This is a genomic window from Pseudoalteromonas sp. PS1M3 (assembly GCF_016865405.1).
Taxonomy (GTDB): Bacteria; Pseudomonadota; Gammaproteobacteria; order Enterobacterales; family Alteromonadaceae; genus Pseudoalteromonas; species Pseudoalteromonas marina.
The window spans coordinates 1,546,530-1,566,413 of the sequence record NZ_AP022624.1; the positions used below are offsets into that span (position 1 = coordinate 1,546,530).

Sequence of the window (19,884 nt, forward strand, 5' to 3'; positions counted from 1 at the left end):
GACACACAATGAAAAAATACAACCTTATAACCGCCTCACTTTTAGCCTTAGGATTAACAGCTTGTGGCGCACAAAACACAAGCACAACTAATGAAAGTACTTCAGCAAAAGTCACATCGGCACCAGGCGCCCCAGGGGTAGAGCCATTTTGGGCGTATGCAGGCAAAACAGGTATTGGCACATCGTTTGAAGAATATAAAAACGGGCAGTACAGCGATACAGCCGCAACAGGCAATGTGTCTAAAGTATGGTTTTCTATTGCTCAAGGAATGATCACCGAAACCATGTTTGGGCTTATTCACCAAGCGCAAATAAAAGACATGCAATTTATAGTAACAGGTAATGATTTTACCGTTACCGAAGCGGATGACTTAGACGTAAGCATTGATTACTTATACAAAGATGAGCAAGGCAGACCGCTTTCGCTTGCTTATAAGGTAACAAGTACCGATAAGCAAGGCCGCTTTAGCTTAGAAAAGCACATATTTACCGACCCAGATACACAAACATTATTTGTACGAAGTGTGTTTAATACTCAATTAGAGGGTCTAAAAGCTTACGTTAACGTTAACCCGTACATTAACAATAACGGGTTAGGTGACTTTGCTAAAACAACAGATCAAGGACTTGTCGCATGGGAAGGCGATAACTATTTAACATTACAATCAAGTTCACCTTTTAAAGCTAAAACAGTAGGATTTACAGGTGAAAGTGATGGTATTAATGCACTTAAAACAACGCAAGCAATTAATAATCAGTATACAAATACCGGTGAAGTTTCAGGTAATGTAAACATGCTTGCAGAACTCGGTGATATTAGTAACAACACCACATTTGATTTAGCGTTAAGCTTTGGCAAAACGCAGCAGCAAAGTATTCAGCAAGGCGAACAAAGTTTGGCTAAGGGCTACCAAGCCGTACTCGATCATTACAACGGTAAAGGCGATGCGCTAGGTTGGCAAGATTACCTACAAAGCCTTAAACCACTAAATACAATGACTGAACAAACTGCCGATAACGGCAAGCTTTTATACACCAGTGCTATGGTTTTAAAAGCGCAAGAAGATAAAACACACGCGGGTGCGCTTATTGCGTCACTGTCAAACCCATGGGGCGAAACCGTATCTGCTAAAGAGGGCTCTACGGGTTATAAAGCGGTATGGGTACGCGATTTTTATCAAGTAGCTATGGCTTTTATGGCGCTAGGCGATACCGCTACAGCTAAAACAGCGTTCGAATACCTTGAAAAAGTACAAGTTAACAGCAGTACACCGGGTAACAATGGTGATACTGGCTGGTTTTTACAAAAAACACATGTTGATGGTGAACTTGAGTGGGTAGGTGTACAGCTTGACCAAACAGCCATGCCTATTATGCTTGCTTGGAAACTTCACCAAGCGGATGTGTTAAGCGATAAAGAGCTAAAAACTTGGTACGGCAAAATGTTAAAACCTGCAGCTGACTTTTTAGTTGATGGAGGCCTTGCTAAAATTTTATGGAACGACACGCAGATCACTCCACCGGCAACACAGCAGGAGCGCTGGGAAGAGCAAGAAGGGTATTCTCCTTCTACTACTGCCGCAATTGTTGCAGGCCTAATAACAGCAAGTGACATAGCAACACTTAGCGGTGATGATAAAAACGCTAAGCGTTATTTAGAAACGGCTAAAAAGTATAACAGCGAAATAGAATCGCAAATGTTTACTACAGAGGGTAATTTAAAAGGCGAAAGTACCGATGGTGAATATTTTATTCGCATTGGTCAGGACACTGACGCCAATTCAAACACTAAAATTAACGCCAATAATGGCCGTGAAGGGTTTAATAAAAAGCAAATTTTAGATGGTGGTTTTTTAGAGCTAGTACGCTATGGCGTTCGCGGTGCTAACGACGAAAGTATTGTTAAAACACTGCCTGAGTACGATGACGAAACGCTTGAAGATAACCTACAAGTTAAATATAGCTTTAGTTTTGAAGATGGGACCGGCACATTTGCAGGCTACCGCCGTTACGGTAACGACGGTTACGGCGAAGATGAAGTAATAGGCACAAATTACGCAGAAGGTGGCGCTAACACACCAGGCCAACGTGGTCGTGTATGGCCATTTTTCACCGGTGAACGTGGCCATTACGAAATAGCGGCAGCCAACGCTACCAAAACATTGAATGATGCTAAGCAGGCTGATATTAGAAATAGTTACGTAAAAGGTTTAGAACAATTTGCGAATGAAGGCATGATGCTGCCTGAGCAAGTATGGGATGGTGTAGGTGTCAACAAAGCGGGTTATGAACTAGGCGAAGGTACTAATTCAGCAACCCCACTGGCATGGACTCATGCTGAATACGTTAAGCTAGTGCGCTCACTAAGTGATAAACAAGTATGGGATCATTACCCAGTTGTTGAAGAATCGCTAAAGAAATAATACATCATACCAATTAGCATAATTAAGTGATTTATTTGAGGGCTAGAAAAACGCGTTGATAGCTTGGCTAAAAAATTAGCTCTTAGTTGTTCTAAATGAGACATTTTTAACGCCGTTAGCGACAAGTTTAGCCCCAAAAAATGATTAAGTATTATTGAGGAACGGTATATAAAATACTGTAACTGGAAAAAGGGCTTCTAAATAAATTTAGAAGCCCTTTTTCTATATCCTCACTTAATACACAAAAAGTGCTCTTCAAATAAAATGAATGCCACTTTTTTATTTATATTATTTGAGACCACATTTATTATCAAACCATGATAACAACTCTGTATAAAACTCTTTTTTATGATCGTAGAAAAGCGTATCGGAAAAGTGATCGGCATCTTCTAGCTCAACATATTTAAAGTCTTTTTTATACTTCTCAAGCTCTGATACGAAGTCTCTACTGTGTTTTACTGGAACACGACTGTCTATATCACCATGTATAACCAATATAGGAACATTTACCTTTTCTACTTGTTCTACAGGGGATACACCTGAAATAGTAGGGCGTTGTAAAATACTTAAAAAGCGATTTTCGTTAAGGGTTGCATTTATACGACTTAAATCACTTACCCCAGCACCGGCAACAACACATTTGTATATGTTGTTTTCACGCATAGATGCAGCAAATGCAGCGTAACCACCATAGCTCCAGCCAAATAAAGCAAGTTTATCTTTTGTCGCTAAGCCTTTTTTGATCAAGTACTGCGCAGCATCGTCTAAATCATCTTGTTTTTTCAAGCCCCAGTTATTATCACCAGCCATCCAATGCTCTAAACCGTAACCAGTAGAGCCACGATAGTTTGGTTGAATAACTACATACCCATGATAAGCAAGTAGCTGTGCCCAATCATCAAACACAATGGAATCTCGCACCCAAGGGCCACCATGAGGAAGCACTACCGCAGGGTAAGGGCCTTTAGTAGCCGGGATGGTTACATATGCTTTTATTTTACGACCATCTCTAGCTTTATAAGAGATATACTTAACGGTTCCTAGCTTACTCTTATCAATAAACGGGAGTCGATCACCAATTTTAGTTAGTTTTTGCTTATTAGTAACAATGTAATAGCTGCCAGGATTGTCGTCAGCAGATACTCTAACCACTAATACGTTATCGTTTTCAGAGCTACTAACAATTTGTACAAATTTACCCTTAAATAGGGAGGAAACAGATTCGTTAAGTGCTTGAAGGTTAGGATCTGTGAAATAAAACTTAGGTTGCTTGGTTGTATAGCGAAAGCCTTGTAAAGTGCCGTCGGTATCAAGTACGACACCATCGGTATCTACAGATTTAAGACCAAATTGTCGGTCAGTGTACTGACCTGTTTTAATATTGTATATATAAATACCAGTCGTATTTTCGCCCAAGTTAGCGTTTACATAAACTTCGTTAGGGTTACCTTTCGCAAATCCTAATATCTCAAAGCTTTCACGCTTTTTAGGACTAACTTGCTTAATTACTTTCCAGTCATCACTGCCTTTATCGCGTGCATAATAATCAATTGCGTTATCAGATTTATTCCAACCTTGGGCTATTCTTATTTCACCATCGTAATCAGATAAAAACGAGCCTGATACTTTTTCATTACCACGCATTACAGTAACACTTCGTCCAGTATTAATATTAAATCGGACTACATCTGGAATGTAGTTATTATTAATATCAACCTCTACGAGTACTTCATCTTTTTTGTCTGGAAGTATATTGATTATATTAAATTGAACATTTCGCTTTTTCTTAAACGGTAATAACCAGTCACCTTTACCATCTGCATCTGTTATTGCAAATTTGTTTACCCAGTATTTGCGACTACCATCTTCAAGTATTTGCCTAAACATAACGCCAATTTTTTCATCGTTTAACCATACGATGGAAGATATCAACATCTTATCAGCACCTAATCTTACAGGTTCTGCTTCTAGATTATTAGGATCTCGTATCTCAATAATATAATCACCATCTTTGGTAGTCGCTCTTAAAATAGCAAGCTTATTACCATCTGGTGATGCTACAACGCTCCGAATAGCAGCCGACATTGAGAAAGCATCGATACTGCTCACTTGCGTCGTATCTTCAGTTTCGCTATTGGCGAAAGAAGATAGGCTTAGTAAGCTCAATCCTACTAACATTCTTTTTTTTAGTTTCATTTTTATTCCTTCAAAAAAAATGGCCTAAAATTTTAGGCCATTTGTATTGAAATTTACTTAGCCATTCTAAATTAGAATGATGCTGTAAAGCTGATGTAAGGGCTTCGACCAGAGGTATCGTAACCAACACCCAGTGGGATGTTAGTATTTGAGAAAGACCCACTCGGATCTACTTTTGGTGGCGCTTCATTAAATACGTTACGGACACCTAAGTTAACCTTGTATGCATCGTTAGACCATGTAAGACCAACGTTGTGCACAAAGTAGTCATCAGTGAAACCAACAGGGCGACACTTAAGTGCTTCACCATTAGCGTCAGTTAAACCACGACATCCTGCAGTACCTTCTTCAAACTCACCTAAATCATCTTCATCTTCACGACCTTTACCGATGAAACGAGTTTCCCAGTTAAATCTAAAATCAGAGTACTTAAGTTGTAAGCGAGCTGTACCACGCCATTCTGGTGAATCTGGTTCACCCATATTATCGTCAATTGTACCAAGCACATCATATACTTGTTCAGTCATACGTGTTGCTTGAAGGTCTAGAGTAATACCTAAATTTTGCTCGGCTATAACAGTATCAGTTTCGAAATAAACGTTGTAGTCAAAACCTTTAGATGAGATTAAGCCAATATTAATAAAGCTAGCATCAACCAAGCTAATTTGACCATTAGCATTACGGTTTATTCTGTCACAGAATGCTTCATTACCGTCTGCAGAGTAACATTGTGCAATGCTGTATCCTGCACTTGGTTCTGCAATACTGTTGGTAACCTCAATATCAAAGCGCGTCAATGATAGAGTTAAATCAAACGCTTCACTGAATGGTTGTTCAAAGATAAAGCCGTATGTTTTTGCTACAGAGGTTTCAGGTTGAAGCTCTGTAGTACCACCAGTTTCTATTTCAGCACTATATCCTGCAGTGTAAACCGTTGTTCCGTCTTGACCTAAGCCAAGCGAAGTAGGATCAACCCCAGATGCTTGACAAGCGTTCAATACCGCAGCATCACGAGTTTCTTCAGCTGCATTATATGTCGCTGCAGCGCCTGGATTTAATGGATCAATATCACGTGCATCTTCAGGTACAACACATGGATCTGTAACTGTATTAAAACCAGAGGTACCATTTAAGAAACGTTCACGTAAATTTGGTGCTCTGTATGAAGTACCTTTCGTAGCACGAAGTGTGAACCAATCTACAGGTCGATAAATGGTTTTGATACTGTACGTAGATTCAGCATCGTAAAAAGACTCTTCAGAAACACGACCAGAGGCCGTAAACGTTAATTCTTCTGCACCTTTAAGACCTTTAAGCAAAGGGAATTCAACTTCAGTAAATACCTCTTTTAGATTTCGTGCACCATCTGCTCCTTGGTCAGAGAAGTAACCCCAAAGCAAGCCTTGAGCTGCTGCAGCATTCGGGTTTGATTCAATTTCGTCACGTCGATATTCAACACCAACAATACCAGCTACAGTTTCATCGTTCCATGGTAATGCAAAGAAATCACCACCCATGAACGCATTGAATACGAATTGGTTTACCTTAGTCTCTATATCACGGTCAATGAACAAGTAAGCCGCTTCTTCAGGTGAAAGCGTTCCGCCACCTTCTTGATATATACTATCAGCAAATAAATTTACAGGAACACAGCCATCAGAACCTGTACCACAAGTAACAGTGCCGTCATCATTGAGTACAGATGTTTCTAGAGAGTAAAGTAATCGTTCTTCATCAATACCCACACGGTGATCATCACCTTTAGATGCGCTGTAAGATACGGATGCATCATAGTACCAGTTGTTTAAACCGACATTCTCAAACATCCCTAAGTTACCCGTTACACCTGAGACTAAGCGATATTGAGAAACTTCAACATCAGTACGGTCACGATCTCCACGAATATTTATAATAGGGCGAACTGTTTCAGGGCCTCCAGGACCTACACCTAAAACGCCAAAACAATCAATGCCATTTGTTCCACAAGGGTTGTATGGGTTTGTTTCTGGTACATACTCAAAAATTTGTGCGCCTGGGCTAAAAATTGGTGATTTACGACTTGCGTATAAACCTTCGTAATAGAATGTAGTATCGTTATCATCTTGAAAGTTATATTCACCGTTTAGCATTAACGAGATGCGTTCATTTTTACTTCTGTAATCACCGCTTTTGTAATAATCAGATTGTTGGAATGCATATAGTGGGTTTTGGAAGTCAACATCACGGAAACCATCACCATCACCATCAACAAATACACCATCATTAATGCCATCGCCATCAAAATCACCCGCTACCCAAGATGGAAAAAATCCTTCAAGGCTTGCAGGAACAGTTGATTCACTAAAATTAGGTATCCCTGTATTCGTAAAATTAGGTGTGTAGTAAACACTTCCAAAAAACGAAGGAACACTAATGCGATTCGTTAAAGGAAATATGTCACAAGAGTCTTCACCACTTGCAACTGGACCATAGCCACTATTGCGCGTAACAATGCTTCCATCTTCTGCTTCCCAAATACGCTCTTCACAGCCTTTAACAAAAGGGTTACCAGATAGAGATTGAGATTTTTGCTCAGAGTACTCAACACCGACTGTTATAAAACCATTGTCCATGGTTTTACCCCACATACCAGATAGTACAGTTTCTTCTCCGCCTTCACCTTTAGGCTGACGGTACGATGCGTCGAAAATGAATCCTTCAACATCTTTTTTCAATATTACGTTAGCTACACCGGCTACCGCATCAGAACCATAAACAGTTGATGCACCGTCAAACAAGTTTTCAACTCGTTCAACCATAACACCTGGTATTAAGTTAAGATCTGGAGAAGTTGGTGCACCACCAACGCCAGCAGGAGCCATTCTTCGGCCATTAATTAGTACAAGAGTACGCTCTGCACCTAAACCACGAAACCCGATTGTTGCAGCGCCCGGACCGTTATCTAATACAAAACCACCAAATGTATTATCTATTTGTGTACCTGCAGCTTGGCTTGTGGATTGCAGCATAGAGCCTGCGTCAAACAACCCCATTTCGCGTGATAAATCGCCATTGATAATTTGAATTGGGGACGCATTAGAGAATTCTGCTTTTCGTATACGAGAGCCGGTAACAACAATTCTCTCAGGACCTTCTTCTTCTAATTCTACGTCTGCGTTTAACTCTTCCTGCGCCAATACATTGGGGGCAAGTGCTACAGAGCCTAACAATAAAGAGTACCTTACTGCATTTGATAGAGCTTTGGTTTTGAACATATTAAAATCCCTGTGATATTTTTTTTATAATGTTTAACAACTTATATATAAAAAGATAGATAAGTCACAATAAATTTACATCATGATGCTTGTTATGTAAATCGGTCCAATTCAAAAAACATTGCATTTCAACAGGTATAATGATTAAGAATGATAATTAATGTACGTGAAAGTGCTGGGGTAAATGTAAGATATTGTTTTTGATGGTTAAATTATTGTGTTGATTTGGCTTGCAATTTGTAAACAAATGTAAATCAGGGAGGTGTTACATTTGTTTAAATTTCATGACTTTTCTTAATATTTAACTCGATCCGCGAGCAATTAACACAGGGGGTAAAAGGGTGCTTTGCACATCTTCTTCTCTGATTAGTTTGAGTAAATTTTCAACAAGCATTTGCCCTGCAAGAGTTGTATTCTGCTCTATGGTTGTCAACGGTGGGTTTACAAAACTGGCTATAGCTATGTTATCAAACCCGACTACAGCGACATCTTTAGGGACATTAATGTTTGCTTCTTTGAGTGCTCTGATAGCACCAATTGCAATTAAGTCGCTTGCTGCAAACAAGGCATTAAATTTAATATTATTGGCAATGAGCGAGCGAGTTGCATGATAGCCAGATTCTTCCGTTGAAATAGCGTTAGCCATTTTACGTTCATTTATTGCGATGTTGTTAGCTTCTAACTCGTCCTTAAACCCTTGAAAACGAGCAAAAAATTCCGGACTGTGGTCAGAAGCATCGCCAATAAATGCACAATCTTGTCTGTTGTGAGCTATAAAATGAGCCGCAGCTTGTTTACCACCACCGTAATTGTCACAGCACACGGTTAAATCAGGTCTGTTATCTACCGTTGCCCCCCAACATACAAATCTAGTGTTTTGCTCAAGCAGTGTTTTAAATTTAGGCTGAAAATCAATGTAATCGCCATAACCAAGCAAAATAATGCCATCGGCTCTGTGGCTATCTTCGTAATCGGCTTGCCAATCTGCACTGGCTGATTGAAACGATACTAATAAATCGTAGCCTTCTTTTGCACACGCACGTGTAATACTGCCGAGCATAGATAAAAAGAACGGGTTAATTTGTGATTCGTCTGAGGTGGGGTCTTCAAATAATAAAAGTGCGAGTGTGCTGCTTTGTTGCGTGCGCAAGTTGCTTGCGTTTTTGTCGACCTTGTAATTAAGTTTTTTTGCAATGTCATGAACACGTTTACGTGTTTCTTCGTTAACAAGCGGGCTATTTCGTAAAGCGCGAGATACAGTTGATTGAGATACCCCTGCATAGTGGGCAATATCAAATGATGTAGCTTTACCTTTCATTATCACAACTTAGTTAATGTAATACACAATAGTGCCATTTTCGTTTATTAATTAAATATTTCAAGCTTTTTGTGTTTAATGTAAATTATTTATTGATTTGACTGTGACACCGGTGTCATAATATTTATGTTTTATCATTTTGTTGTCAAAACGAATTGGCTGCTTGTAATTGCTACAGGCAGCATTTTTTCTCTGATAGCCGCTTTAGGGTGATAGCCTAAAGCAATTACACCAATGGTTTACTATTGTAGAACAAAAAGCACTGATTGCTTAAACAAAAGAGATAACACCATGAGCCTAAACTCTTCTACCAAATTTGATCCTATTTTAGTTGCCGATGTTGGTGGCACTAATGCTCGTTTTGCTTTAATTACATCGTTTGATGATACAACAAACCAATTTGCAATTGAGCATAATAATACGTTTCCTAGTGCTAATTTTGGCTCACTTGAAAAAGCACTCGAGCATTACTTATCAACCGTACCACATATTGTACCAAAACGCGCATGTTTGGCGGTTGCTGGCCCTATAAAAGCAGGGCAAGTGCATTTAACAAATTTAGGATGGCACTTTAGTGTTAACGATTTTAAGGCTCATTTTGAGTTAAATGAGCTTGATGTTATTAATGATTTTGCTGCTTTTGCTTACGCTGCACCTTACTTAAGCCCATCCAAAAATGTTGTTATAAAAGCAGGTCAAGCTGATGACAATGCAAATATTGGTGTAATGGGGCCCGGAACTGGCTTTGGTGCGGCTTGTTTAGTCAGAACATCTCACTCTACTTCTGTTTTAAGTTCGGAAGGTGGGCACATATCGCTTGCAGCGGTAACAGAGCTTGACGCCTTGTTAATTCAAGAACTAAAAAAAGAGCATCAACACGTGTCTGTCGAAACCGTTTTTTCAGGCCCTGGTATTACCCATCTATACAAAGCAATGGCTGCAGTTAAAGGGCAATCGCCTAAAAATCTTGATGCTGCACAAATTAGCAGCTTAGCAAATAGTGGCGAATGTGATGTGTGCGATGCAACCCTGAATCAATTTTGTGATTGGATTGGCAGCGTAGCAGGCGATTTATCACTAGCTTATGGCGCATTGGGTGGCCTATTTATAGGTGGTGGAATATTACCGCGTATGCAAGCTCGATTACTTGAAAGCCGTTTTGTTGAACGCTTTTCGCAAAAAGGGATTATGTCGCAATACACAGGGCAAATACCTGTTACATTAGTGACACAAGACAACATACCTTTAATTGGCGCAGCGGCGTGTTTGCACAACGCCAATTAGTTTTTTGTTGATTGCATGTGGAAAATAGAGTGATGAAGAAAGTAACAATCAACAGCGTAGCAAGTCATGCTGGCGTATCTAAAAAGACAGTATCGCGGGTTCTAAATAACGAGCCCAACGTGAGTGCAGCCACTCGCGAAAAAGTACTCGCTGTGTTTAAAGAGTTGGATTACACGCCAAACCCTATAGCGCGTGGGTTAGCACAAAATCGAAGTTTTATTATTGGTTGTTTATACGACAACCCAAGTAAAAGCTACATAACCCGTGTTCAAACAGGGGCTCTAGCCGCTTGCCAAGAAAACAATTACAACTTGCTAATTCACCCATGTGAATGCAGAGGTGAGGCTTTAATTAGCAACGTTGAGCAGTTACTTCAAACATCCCGTTTAGATGGTATTGTACTTACGCCACCTTTTGGTGATTTTCCTGAGCTGGTTGAGTTTTTAACAGCTAAAAAAATCCCGTTTGCGAGAGTAGCGTCCGCAATTTTACAAGATGAGTCTATTTCTGTTCGTAGTAACGACGAGCAGGGCGCATTTGAAATTACAGAACATTTAATCAGCCTTGGTCACAAGTCAATTGCATTTATTAAAGGTCACCCCGATCACAGTGCAACACAGCAGCGCTTTAAAGGCTACAGGCGTGCATTAGCCGATCACAAAATTGAGTTTGACGAGCGATTAGTTGAAGAGGGTAACTTTAGTTACCACTCGGGTGTAGACAGCGCCCGCAGTATTTTAGACTTGTCGCCACGGCCTACGGCTGTATTTGCATCGAACGATTACATGGCAGCAGCGGTGCTAAAACTTGCAACACAAAGGCAATTGCGTGTACCTGACGACATATCTATAGCTGGTTTTGATAATGCACCTATTGCACGCCACATATGGCCAGGGTTAACAACCATAGCCCAACCAGTTGAAGAGATGACAAAGCTTGCTGTTACTCAATTAATTAATCACATTACAGAGCCTCAAGAACAGCCTTTTCAAATTACGCTTGAATCGCGTTTAATAACGCGTGAATCAACAGCTCGCGTAAACCAATAAAATACTTTTTCACAGTAGCCTGAATAAGAGTGACGCTTATTCAGGCTTTTTTTTGCCCGTAGCTTGATAAAAGTCTGTATGTACACAAGAATTTAAGTGTTCATTAATTGGTCATGATAAAAAGTTAAATTAATTTTAGCGGTCAGGGTTGACACCGGTGTCATAGCTATGAGTTAATACAGTGACACCGGTGTCAGGTTTGTTGTGAGAGGCTCCCTGATATCGTACCTTTGAACGGGTCAATCAAAGATGCTCAGTACAGTTATTTACGTGGAGTCTGTAATTGCTACTGAGCCTTTATCCTCTAACTAATAGAGATGAGTTAATTATGTTACATCCTCGAATTCAAGAAGTTACCCAACGCGTTATTGAACGCAGTAAACAAACCCGTCAAGATTATTTAGATCGTATTTCGCATGCAAAAAAACAAACAAGAGTTCGTGCGGGATTAGGCTGTGGCAACATTGCCCATGTAATGGCAGCTTGTAGCAGCGACGATAAAGCGCGCTTAAAAGCAGATGAAGTGCCAAACTTAGCTATTATCAATTCATACAACGACATGCTATCTGCGCATGTACCTTACAAAGATTACCCAGACGTAATCAAAAGCATTGCAACTAAGTTTGACGCAACCGCTCAGGTAGCGGGTGGCGTTCCTGCAATGTGTGATGGTGTTACGCAAGGGCGTGACGGCATGGAATTATCGCTTTTTTCTCGTGATGTGATTGCAATGTCTACCGCTGTTTCACTTTCACATGATGTGTTTGATGGCGTTTTTTGTTTAGGCGTATGTGACAAAATTGTCCCAGGTTTATTAATTGGCGCATTATCATTTGGCCATTTACCTGTGTTCTTTTTACCTGCGGGTCCAATGCAGTCGGGTATCCCAAATAAAGAAAAAGCACGTATTCGCCAAAAGTTTGCACAAGGCCTAGTTAGCCGCGAAGATTTATTAGAAGCTGAAAGTGCATCTTACCACAGCGCGGGTACTTGTACGTTTTACGGTACTGCAAACTCTAACCAAATGTTAATGGAAATAATGGGCTTACACCTTCCGGGTAGCTCGTTTATTAACCCGTATACAGAGCTTCGTGATGGATTAACGGGTAATGCTGTAGAAACCATGCTTAAGCAGCTTACAGATGATAAAGAAAGCCCGTGTTTAGCAGAGGTAATTAGCGAAAAAACCATTATTAATGGTTTAGTTGGCTTGCTATCAACAGGTGGCTCTACCAACCACGCTATTCATATTGTTGCAATTGCAAAGGCTGCTGGTATTCAAGTGACGTGGAAAGACATGTCTGATTTATCAGAAGTTGTACCACTACTTACGCGTATTTACCCTAACGGCTCTGCGGATGTAAATCATTTTCAAGCAGCCGGCGGCATGGGCTTCTTAATGCGCGAACTAGCAAGCGCAGGCTACTTACACACAGACGTTAAAACAATGCTTGGCGATGGTCTTGCGCCATACATGACAGAGCCGCGTTTAGATAAAGACGAAAGCCTGATCATGAGCGATTCAAATGGTCCAAGCAAAGTGAAATGGGTTGATTGTCCTGCTAATTCACTTGATGAAGAAGTGCTTCGTCCTGTAAGTAATCCATTTAGCAAACAAGGTGGCTTACAACTGCTTACTGGTAATTTAGGTAAAGCGGTTATTAAAGTGTCTGCTGTAGCTGAGGAGCATCAAGTTGTTACTGCACCTGCTAAAGTTTTCAACTCGCAAGGAGCATTACAAGACGCGTATACCCGCGGCGAGTTAAATCAAGACTTTATAGCTGTGCTTAAAGAGCAGGGCCCTAAAGCGAAAGGTATGCCAGAGCTTCATAAATTAACGCCAGTAATGGCAACCCTTCAAGACCAAGGTTTTAAAGTTGCTATTGTAACTGACGGTCGTATGTCGGGTGCATCAGGTAAAGTACCAGCTGCAATTCACCTAGCACCAGAAGCCGTTGAAGGTGGCATAATTGCAAAAATTCAAGAGGGCGACTTAGTTACTTTAGATGCCCCTAACGGAATTTTAAAAGTACATGTTAGCGACGACGAGCTTGCAAAACGTGAGCTTGAAATTAGCCAGCCAAGCTTAACATTTGGTACGGGACGTGAGTTATTTACTGGATTTAGAAATATCGTAAGCAGTGCCGATTTAGGCGCGAGTGCTTTTGGACTTGAATAATAATTAGCCGAACTGGGTAATGAGGAACAAGTAATGAGTATTGAAAAAATCTTAGCATCGGCACCCGTTGTGCCAGTGGTTGTAATCGAAAAATTAGAAGATGCTGCACCACTTGCTAGAGCGTTATACAACGGTGGCTTAAAAGCACTTGAAATTACACTGCGTACGCCAATTGCAGCAGAAGCTGTAAAGTTGATGAAAGCTGAAGTGCCAGAAGCTTTTGTTGGTACGGGAACTGTAGTTGATAAAGCAAGCTTTGAAGCATCAGTGGCTGCAGGTGCTGATTTTATGGTTAGCCCAGGTGTGAGTACTGAGTTATTAGCACTTGCAAAAGAGTCAGACATTCCATTTTTACCTGGTGCTGCAACTGCGAGCGAAGTAATGCAGTTAGCAAGTCATGGTTTTAAGTATTTAAAATTCTTCCCTGCTGAAGCTGCAGGCGGAACGGCAATGCTTAAGTCTATAGGCGGACCATTACCACATATTACTTTTTGCCCAACAGGTGGAATTAGCCTAGCAACTGCACCTAACTATTTAGCACTTAACAATGTTATTTGTGTTGGTGGTACATGGATGCTAGACAAACAACTAATTGAAAATAAAGACTGGCAAGCCATTGAAGCGCTTGCTCGCCAAGCAAGTGAACTTAAATAGGAGTCTCAAATGATTAATGTAGCAATTAACGGTTATGGTCGTATCGGTCGCAATGTATTACGTGCGCTTTATGAGTTAGCACAAAACAGTGAAATTAAAATTGTAGCAATTAACGATTTAGCACCGGCTAATGTAAATGCACATTTAACACAGTTTGACTCAGTTCATGGTCAATTTTCTAAAAAAGTAACACTTGCCGATAACACCATGTTAATTGGTGATGACGTAATTACACTTACTCAAGAGCGTGACCCTGCAAACCTACCGTGGAAAGAGCTAAACGTAGATATCGTTTTAGAATGTACTGGTTTTTTCACTAAGCGTGAAGACGCTGCTAAGCACATTACAGCTGGCGCTAAAAAAGTTATTGTATCTGCTCCTGGTAAAGATTTAGATGCAACAGTAGTTCACGGCGTTAACAGCGATGTAATTAACGCTGATAGCAACATTATCTCTAATGCATCTTGTACGACTAACTGTTTAGCACCTATTGCAAAAGCAATTAACGACACAGTAGGTATTGAGCAAGGTAGCATGACTACAATTCATGCTTACACAAACGATCAAAACTTATCCGACGTTTACCACCCAGATCTATACCGTGCGCGTAGTGCAACACAATCTATGATCCCAACTAAAACAGGTGCTGCTGCAGCTGTTGGTTTAGTACTTCCAGAGCTTGCGGGTAAATTAGACGGTATGTCGGTACGTGTACCTACTATTAATGTTTCTTTAGTTGATTTTACGTTTATTACTAAGCGCGAAACAACTGCTGAAGAAATTAACGAAGTAATGAAAGCCGCAGCAACAGGTTCAATGAAAGATATCTTAGAATACAACGAGCTTCCGCTTGTTTCTATTGATTTTAATCACAACCCTGCGTCATCAATTTTTGATGCAACGCAAACAAAAGCTGAAGGCAAACTAGTTAAAGTAATGGCTTGGTACGATAACGAGTGGGGCTTCTCAAACCGCATGTTAGATCAAGTTAAAGCATTAGGTCAGTACTTATAATTGACCCTGTAAAAGTTTAGCTTTATCCAATCAAGCCTGCATTATGCAGGCTTTTTTTTGCTTAATTTATACCAATTCGTTTAATAAAACGTTTAGCGCTTTAAAACTAGGGCGCGATGCAATAACGCTGTTGGTAGCACGTGCTGCTATATCGGACATTTTATCAAAGAGGTCGTTTTGTTTATCTGCTGCGCTAACAGTACTTAGTAAATCCTCTATTAAACAACCAAAAGCGCGGACTTCTATTAATTGTATTTGCTGTTGCTGATATTCGCTAAGCATAACTAAATTTGTAGCTGCTCCGAAATCGCCAAATAAAACGTCATAGTGTTCATTTATCATGGTGTTATGGGCGTAAATATCGCCGTGGCTTACCTTATTCGTATGGAGGTGAGTAAGCGTATTTGCCATTTGTTTTGCTATTTTATAAACAGCTTCAATAGAGTAGTTGCAACCGTCATTAAACGTATCGCGTGTACATGTTTCTAAACTTGGTGGTAAGCCTAAATTAGTATAATTGCTATCTATTAACTCCATTACCAAGCCAAGTTGTTCACTTTGCTCTATGTAGCTTAATACCTTTATTAAGTTTGCATGATTAGCAGCTTGTAGGCAGCAATTCACCTCATCAAGTGGGTAACCATCGCTGGTGATCGCGCCTTTAAAAAGTTTCACTGCAACATTATTATGTTCTGTTTTTGCAAGATGAATAACACCCGATGCGCCTTGGCCTATTACTTTTTTAAGCTGAAAATTTTCAAGTGGGGTATTTTTCAACGTACTTTTAGTTAAGCACTGGGCTTTATTAAAGTTGTTACCTGCAAAAGCAAGCCAAGCAAGTTTTGGTAATTCTAGTAGCCAGTCATAGAGTTTTATTAGGTTGTTTGCAGAGAGCCTAACAAGCTCTAAATTAGTACAGTTAGCCATGCTTGCTGGTAAATTTTTCAGGTTATTACCCGCAAGTGCAAGCTTTTTAAGTTGGGTGTAATTACCAAAGTCATCAGGTAATTCGTGTAAGTTATTATCGGTGAGAATAAGCCACTCAATATTTTTTGGCAGGCTGTTTGGTGCAAACTCCGATATTTTGTTGCCTTTAAACGCAACCATAATTAAAGCAGGGCATTTAACCAATACTGTGGGTATATGTTTAAATTGATTAAACGACAAAAACACACGCTTAAGGCGATGCAAACACGAAAACTCGTCTGGTAAATCACTTAAATTATTATTTGAAAGATCAAGTACTTCAAGTGTATCGGCAAGCTTAAAAATGTCTGTTGGAAACTCAGATAATTGCTCAACCAGCTGTAAGTGCTTTGCACCGGCTAACTTACCAGTCTTTAGCTCTGAAAGGGTATTCATTAACTTATAAAGCCCTGTAAATAAAAAAGCCAACATGGCTGTTGGCTTTAATTAACATGTAGATGAGGTTTAGAATTGCGCGTTATGATAAACGTTTTGTACGTCGTCACAATCTTCTAGCATAGCTAAAAAGCGCTCCATTACTTCAACATCTTCACCTTCAATTGGCGCTTCTACTTGTGGTACAAACGCAATTAAGTCTTCGTCAAATTCAGAAATGCCCATTTCTTCTAATGCAGTACGTGTGTTGTTGTATTCAGTATGAGGTGCGAATACGGTTACTTTACCGTTATCAACTTCTACATCGGTTACATCAACGTCAGCCATCATAAGCGCTTCAAGAACAGCTTCATCATCGTCGCCATCAAAAACAAAAATAGCTAAGTGATCAAATAAATGTGACACCGAGTTTTGTGCGCCAATTTTAGCGTTTGCTTTTGTAAAACAAACGCGTACGTCTGCAAATGTACGTTTGTTGTTATCGGTTAAACAATCAACAATAATCATACAGTTACCAGGGCCGTAACCTTCGTAACGTGTTGCTGCGTAGTCTTCGCCGCCGCCGCCTTTTGCTTTTTCAATTGCGCGTTCAATTACGTGTGCTGGTACTTGGTCTTTTTTTGCACGTTCAATTAAACGGCGTAATGATAGATTACCATCTGTATCTACACCGCCATTTTTAGCACAAATATAAATTTCTTTACCGTACTTAGAGTAAACTTTAGTTTTAGCACCCGCAGTTTTAGCCATTGAATCTTTTTTGTTTTGGTAAGCTCTTCCCATCTGCGTTTCGCCTTAATTTTATAAATAACTGAAAAATAATAGACCGTATTCTAAAGGTAAATGGCATTAAGGGCTAGTACGGAATGGGGAACATTAATAGTAAAAAAGTTAAAATAGCCATTTGCATAAAATAAAACAGCCCGCTGTTGCGGGCTGTTTAGTATTTGTTTACATACGTATTAGTGTAATTACCAAATACGAACGCGTTCTTCTTCTGGCAAATACAAGGCATCACCAGGTTTAACGTCAAATGCTTTGTACCAAGCATCGTGGTTACGTGGTGCTTGTGCTCTAAAGCGACCTGGTGCATGCGTACCACCGCGTAGTTGATTTAACATACTTTGCTCAGTACGTTTTTCTTTCCATACTTGTGCCCAAGCTAAAAAGAAACGTTGATCGCCGGTTACACCGTCAATAACAGGCGCCTCTTTACCATTTAGGCTTAGTTTGTATGCGTGGTAAGCCATGGCTAAACCACCCACATCACCAATATTTTCGCCTAGGCTATTACGCCCATTTACAAAGTTACCTTCAATAGGTTCGTATTTACTGTACTGTGCGGCAAGTTGGTCTGCTTTTGCATCAAATGCAGCACGGTCTTCGTCTGTCCACCAGTTACGTTGAATACCGTTAGCATCAGATTTTGAACCCTGATCATCAAATCCATGACCCATTTCGTGGCCAATTACAGCACCAATGCCGCCGTAGTTAACCGCTGGATCGGCATTTGGATCAAAAAACGGAGGTTGCAATATAGCGGCTGGAAACACAATTTCGTTAAACGAGCTATTGTAGTATGCATTTACACGTTGTGGTGTCATGCCCCAACGGTTACGGTCAGTTTTTTGTAGTTCTTTTTCTACGCTTTCAGCGCGGAAAAATTCACGCATGTTTTTAACGTTACCTACTAAATCGTTTTGGCTAATAGTTAAACCATCGTAAGACTGCCATACATCTGGGTAACCAATTTTTGGAACAAATGCTGCTAACTTAGCACGTGCGTTTACCTTAGTTTCAGCGCCCATCCAATCAAGATTATCAATTCGCTCACCTAATGCTGAACGCAGGTTTTCAACCAGTTCAGACATTTGTTGTTTAGATGATTCAGGAAAGTATTGGTCAACGTAAATTTTACCAATAGCAAAGCCTAGCGAGCTTGTGCCCGACATTTCGTTAATTGCACGTTTCCAGCGAGGGCGTGGTTCTTGCTGGCCGTTTAGTTCTTTGCCATAAAATGCAAAACGTGTATTAAAAATATCTTCAGAAAGTAAACCTGCATTACCGCTAATTGCATGGTAGGTTAAGTAGTCTTTCCAAACCGCTAAATCCTCATTATTGATAAGCTCAATCATGGCTTTAACCGGTTCAGGCTGAGATACATTAAGTTGAGGTACTTTGTATCCTGTTTGCTCAAAATATACATCCCAGTTAAAACCAGGGTATGTAGAGGCTAAATCTTCACGCTTAATTTGATTTAACGACAGGTCGCGATTACGTCGTTTTTCACGCGGCCAATGGCCTTGTGCTATTTTAGTTTCAAGCTCTAGTATGGCTTTTGCGCGTTCTGTTGTGTTATCAACATTGGCAAACTTTAGCATGTCGGCAATGTGGGCTACATACGCTTCACGGGTTTTAACAAAACGCTCAGCATCTTCTAGATAGTAAGAACGGTCTGGTAAACCTAAACCACCAGCGCCTAACGACATTTCGTATTTATTTGGGTCTAAACGGTTAAACCACATACCACCACCAATAGGAGTACGAAGGCCCGATAACCACGATTGCCCAAATACATAAGCTAAGTCGTCGGTTGATTCCATATTACTAATTTGATTTAACAGCGGTTGAATAGGTTTAACACCAAGTTCATTAAGTGTGTCGGTATCCATGTACGAATTATAAAAATCAGCAACCAATTGCTCTTCAGCGTTTAGTTCTTTACGTGCTGCAATGTCTTCAATAATTTTTTTAACACGGTCTTCACTACGTTCTGCTAAAGCCGAAAACGCACCATAACGCGTTTTGTCTGCTGGCATATTGTAGTTGTCGTACCACGTGCCACTGGCGTACATGAAAAAGTCATCACCAGGTTTAACGGCTTCGTTACGCGCTGATAAATCAACACCAAAGCTACCTAATTCAGCTTTATTGCTAACAACTGTATTTTCTGTGCTTGCAGTTTGAACTTCACTGCTTGTAGTTTGTGGCTCTGAACAGCCTGTTATAAAAGTGGCAGCTAAAGCCGCTGCAATTAAACTCTTTTTCATCGTTTATCCCCCTGGATAATGAATTTGTTAATTTTTGTTATAAAAATATCATTTTTATTGTTATGTGTAAAAGACAGGCACACAATTCTTTTGAGGTGAAT

General features: G+C 40.1%; 12 protein-coding genes. 6 read left to right on the plus strand and 6 right to left on the minus strand.

Features of this window, described 5'->3' with window-relative positions; all coding sequences use genetic code 11:
- The first annotated feature begins 8 nt into the window (after positions 1-8).
- Positions 9-2,423: a glycoside hydrolase family 15 protein gene (locus PS1M3_RS07105; protein ID WP_203986979.1), complete on the plus strand. Its 2,415-nt coding sequence runs from the start codon at positions 9-11 to the stop codon at positions 2,421-2,423.
- 288 nt (positions 2,424-2,711) lie between these two features.
- Here the strand turns inward: PS1M3_RS07105 and PS1M3_RS07110 are convergent, their stop codons facing one another.
- From PS1M3_RS07110 to PS1M3_RS07120, 3 genes are all read right to left on the minus strand, one after another.
- Positions 2,712-4,619 (minus strand): S9 family peptidase, encoded by a 1,908-nt coding sequence (locus tag PS1M3_RS07110; protein WP_039036875.1) that lies wholly within the window; start codon positions 4,617-4,619, stop codon positions 2,712-2,714.
- Positions 4,620-4,690: 71 nt separating this feature from the next.
- Positions 4,691-7,873: a TonB-dependent receptor gene (locus PS1M3_RS07115; RefSeq protein WP_203986982.1), complete on the minus strand. Its 3,183-nt coding sequence runs from the start codon at positions 7,871-7,873 to the stop codon at positions 4,691-4,693.
- A 301-nt stretch (positions 7,874-8,174) separates the two neighbouring features.
- Positions 8,175-9,191, minus strand: coding sequence for a LacI family DNA-binding transcriptional regulator (locus PS1M3_RS07120; protein WP_203986984.1), 1,017 nt, complete (start codon positions 9,189-9,191; stop codon positions 8,175-8,177).
- 291 nt (positions 9,192-9,482) lie between these two features.
- Between PS1M3_RS07120 and glk the strand changes: the two genes are divergently transcribed.
- From glk to gap, 5 genes are all read left to right on the plus strand, one after another.
- Complete coding sequence (glk, locus tag PS1M3_RS07125; RefSeq protein WP_203986987.1) at positions 9,483-10,475, plus strand: glucokinase; 993 nt, start codon at positions 9,483-9,485, stop codon at positions 10,473-10,475.
- Positions 10,476-10,507: 32 nt separating this feature from the next.
- Entirely contained in the window at positions 10,508-11,524 is a 1,017-nt protein-coding gene (locus tag PS1M3_RS07130) for a LacI family DNA-binding transcriptional regulator (RefSeq protein ID WP_203986990.1), read from the plus strand.
- Between the two features lie 328 nt (positions 11,525-11,852).
- On the plus strand, positions 11,853-13,703 hold the full coding sequence (gene edd, locus PS1M3_RS07135) for a phosphogluconate dehydratase (RefSeq protein WP_039036878.1): 1,851 nt from the start codon (positions 11,853-11,855) through the stop codon (positions 13,701-13,703).
- A 33-nt stretch (positions 13,704-13,736) separates the two neighbouring features.
- Positions 13,737-14,357, plus strand: coding sequence for a bifunctional 4-hydroxy-2-oxoglutarate aldolase/2-dehydro-3-deoxy-phosphogluconate aldolase (gene eda, locus PS1M3_RS07140; protein WP_008131571.1), 621 nt, complete (start codon positions 13,737-13,739; stop codon positions 14,355-14,357).
- A gap of 9 nt (positions 14,358-14,366) precedes the next feature.
- Positions 14,367-15,371 (plus strand): type I glyceraldehyde-3-phosphate dehydrogenase, encoded by a 1,005-nt coding sequence (gene gap / locus PS1M3_RS07145; protein ID WP_203987000.1) that lies wholly within the window; start codon positions 14,367-14,369, stop codon positions 15,369-15,371.
- Positions 15,372-15,437: 66 nt separating this feature from the next.
- On the opposite strand, the gene PS1M3_RS07150 is transcribed toward gap, so the two are convergent.
- The 3 genes from PS1M3_RS07150 to PS1M3_RS07160 all read right to left on the minus strand — a co-directional run bounded on the left by PS1M3_RS07150 (position 15,438) and on the right by PS1M3_RS07160 (position 19,783).
- Entirely contained in the window at positions 15,438-16,769 is a 1,332-nt protein-coding gene (locus tag PS1M3_RS07150; RefSeq protein WP_371816608.1) for a protein kinase, read from the minus strand.
- A gap of 33 nt (positions 16,770-16,802) precedes the next feature.
- Entirely contained in the window at positions 16,803-17,516 is a 714-nt protein-coding gene (locus PS1M3_RS07155) for a YebC/PmpR family DNA-binding transcriptional regulator (RefSeq protein WP_203987004.1), read from the minus strand.
- Positions 17,517-17,704: 188 nt separating this feature from the next.
- Entirely contained in the window at positions 17,705-19,783 is a 2,079-nt protein-coding gene (locus PS1M3_RS07160) for a M13 family metallopeptidase (protein ID WP_008131576.1), read from the minus strand.
- Positions 19,784-19,884 lie beyond the last annotated feature (101 nt).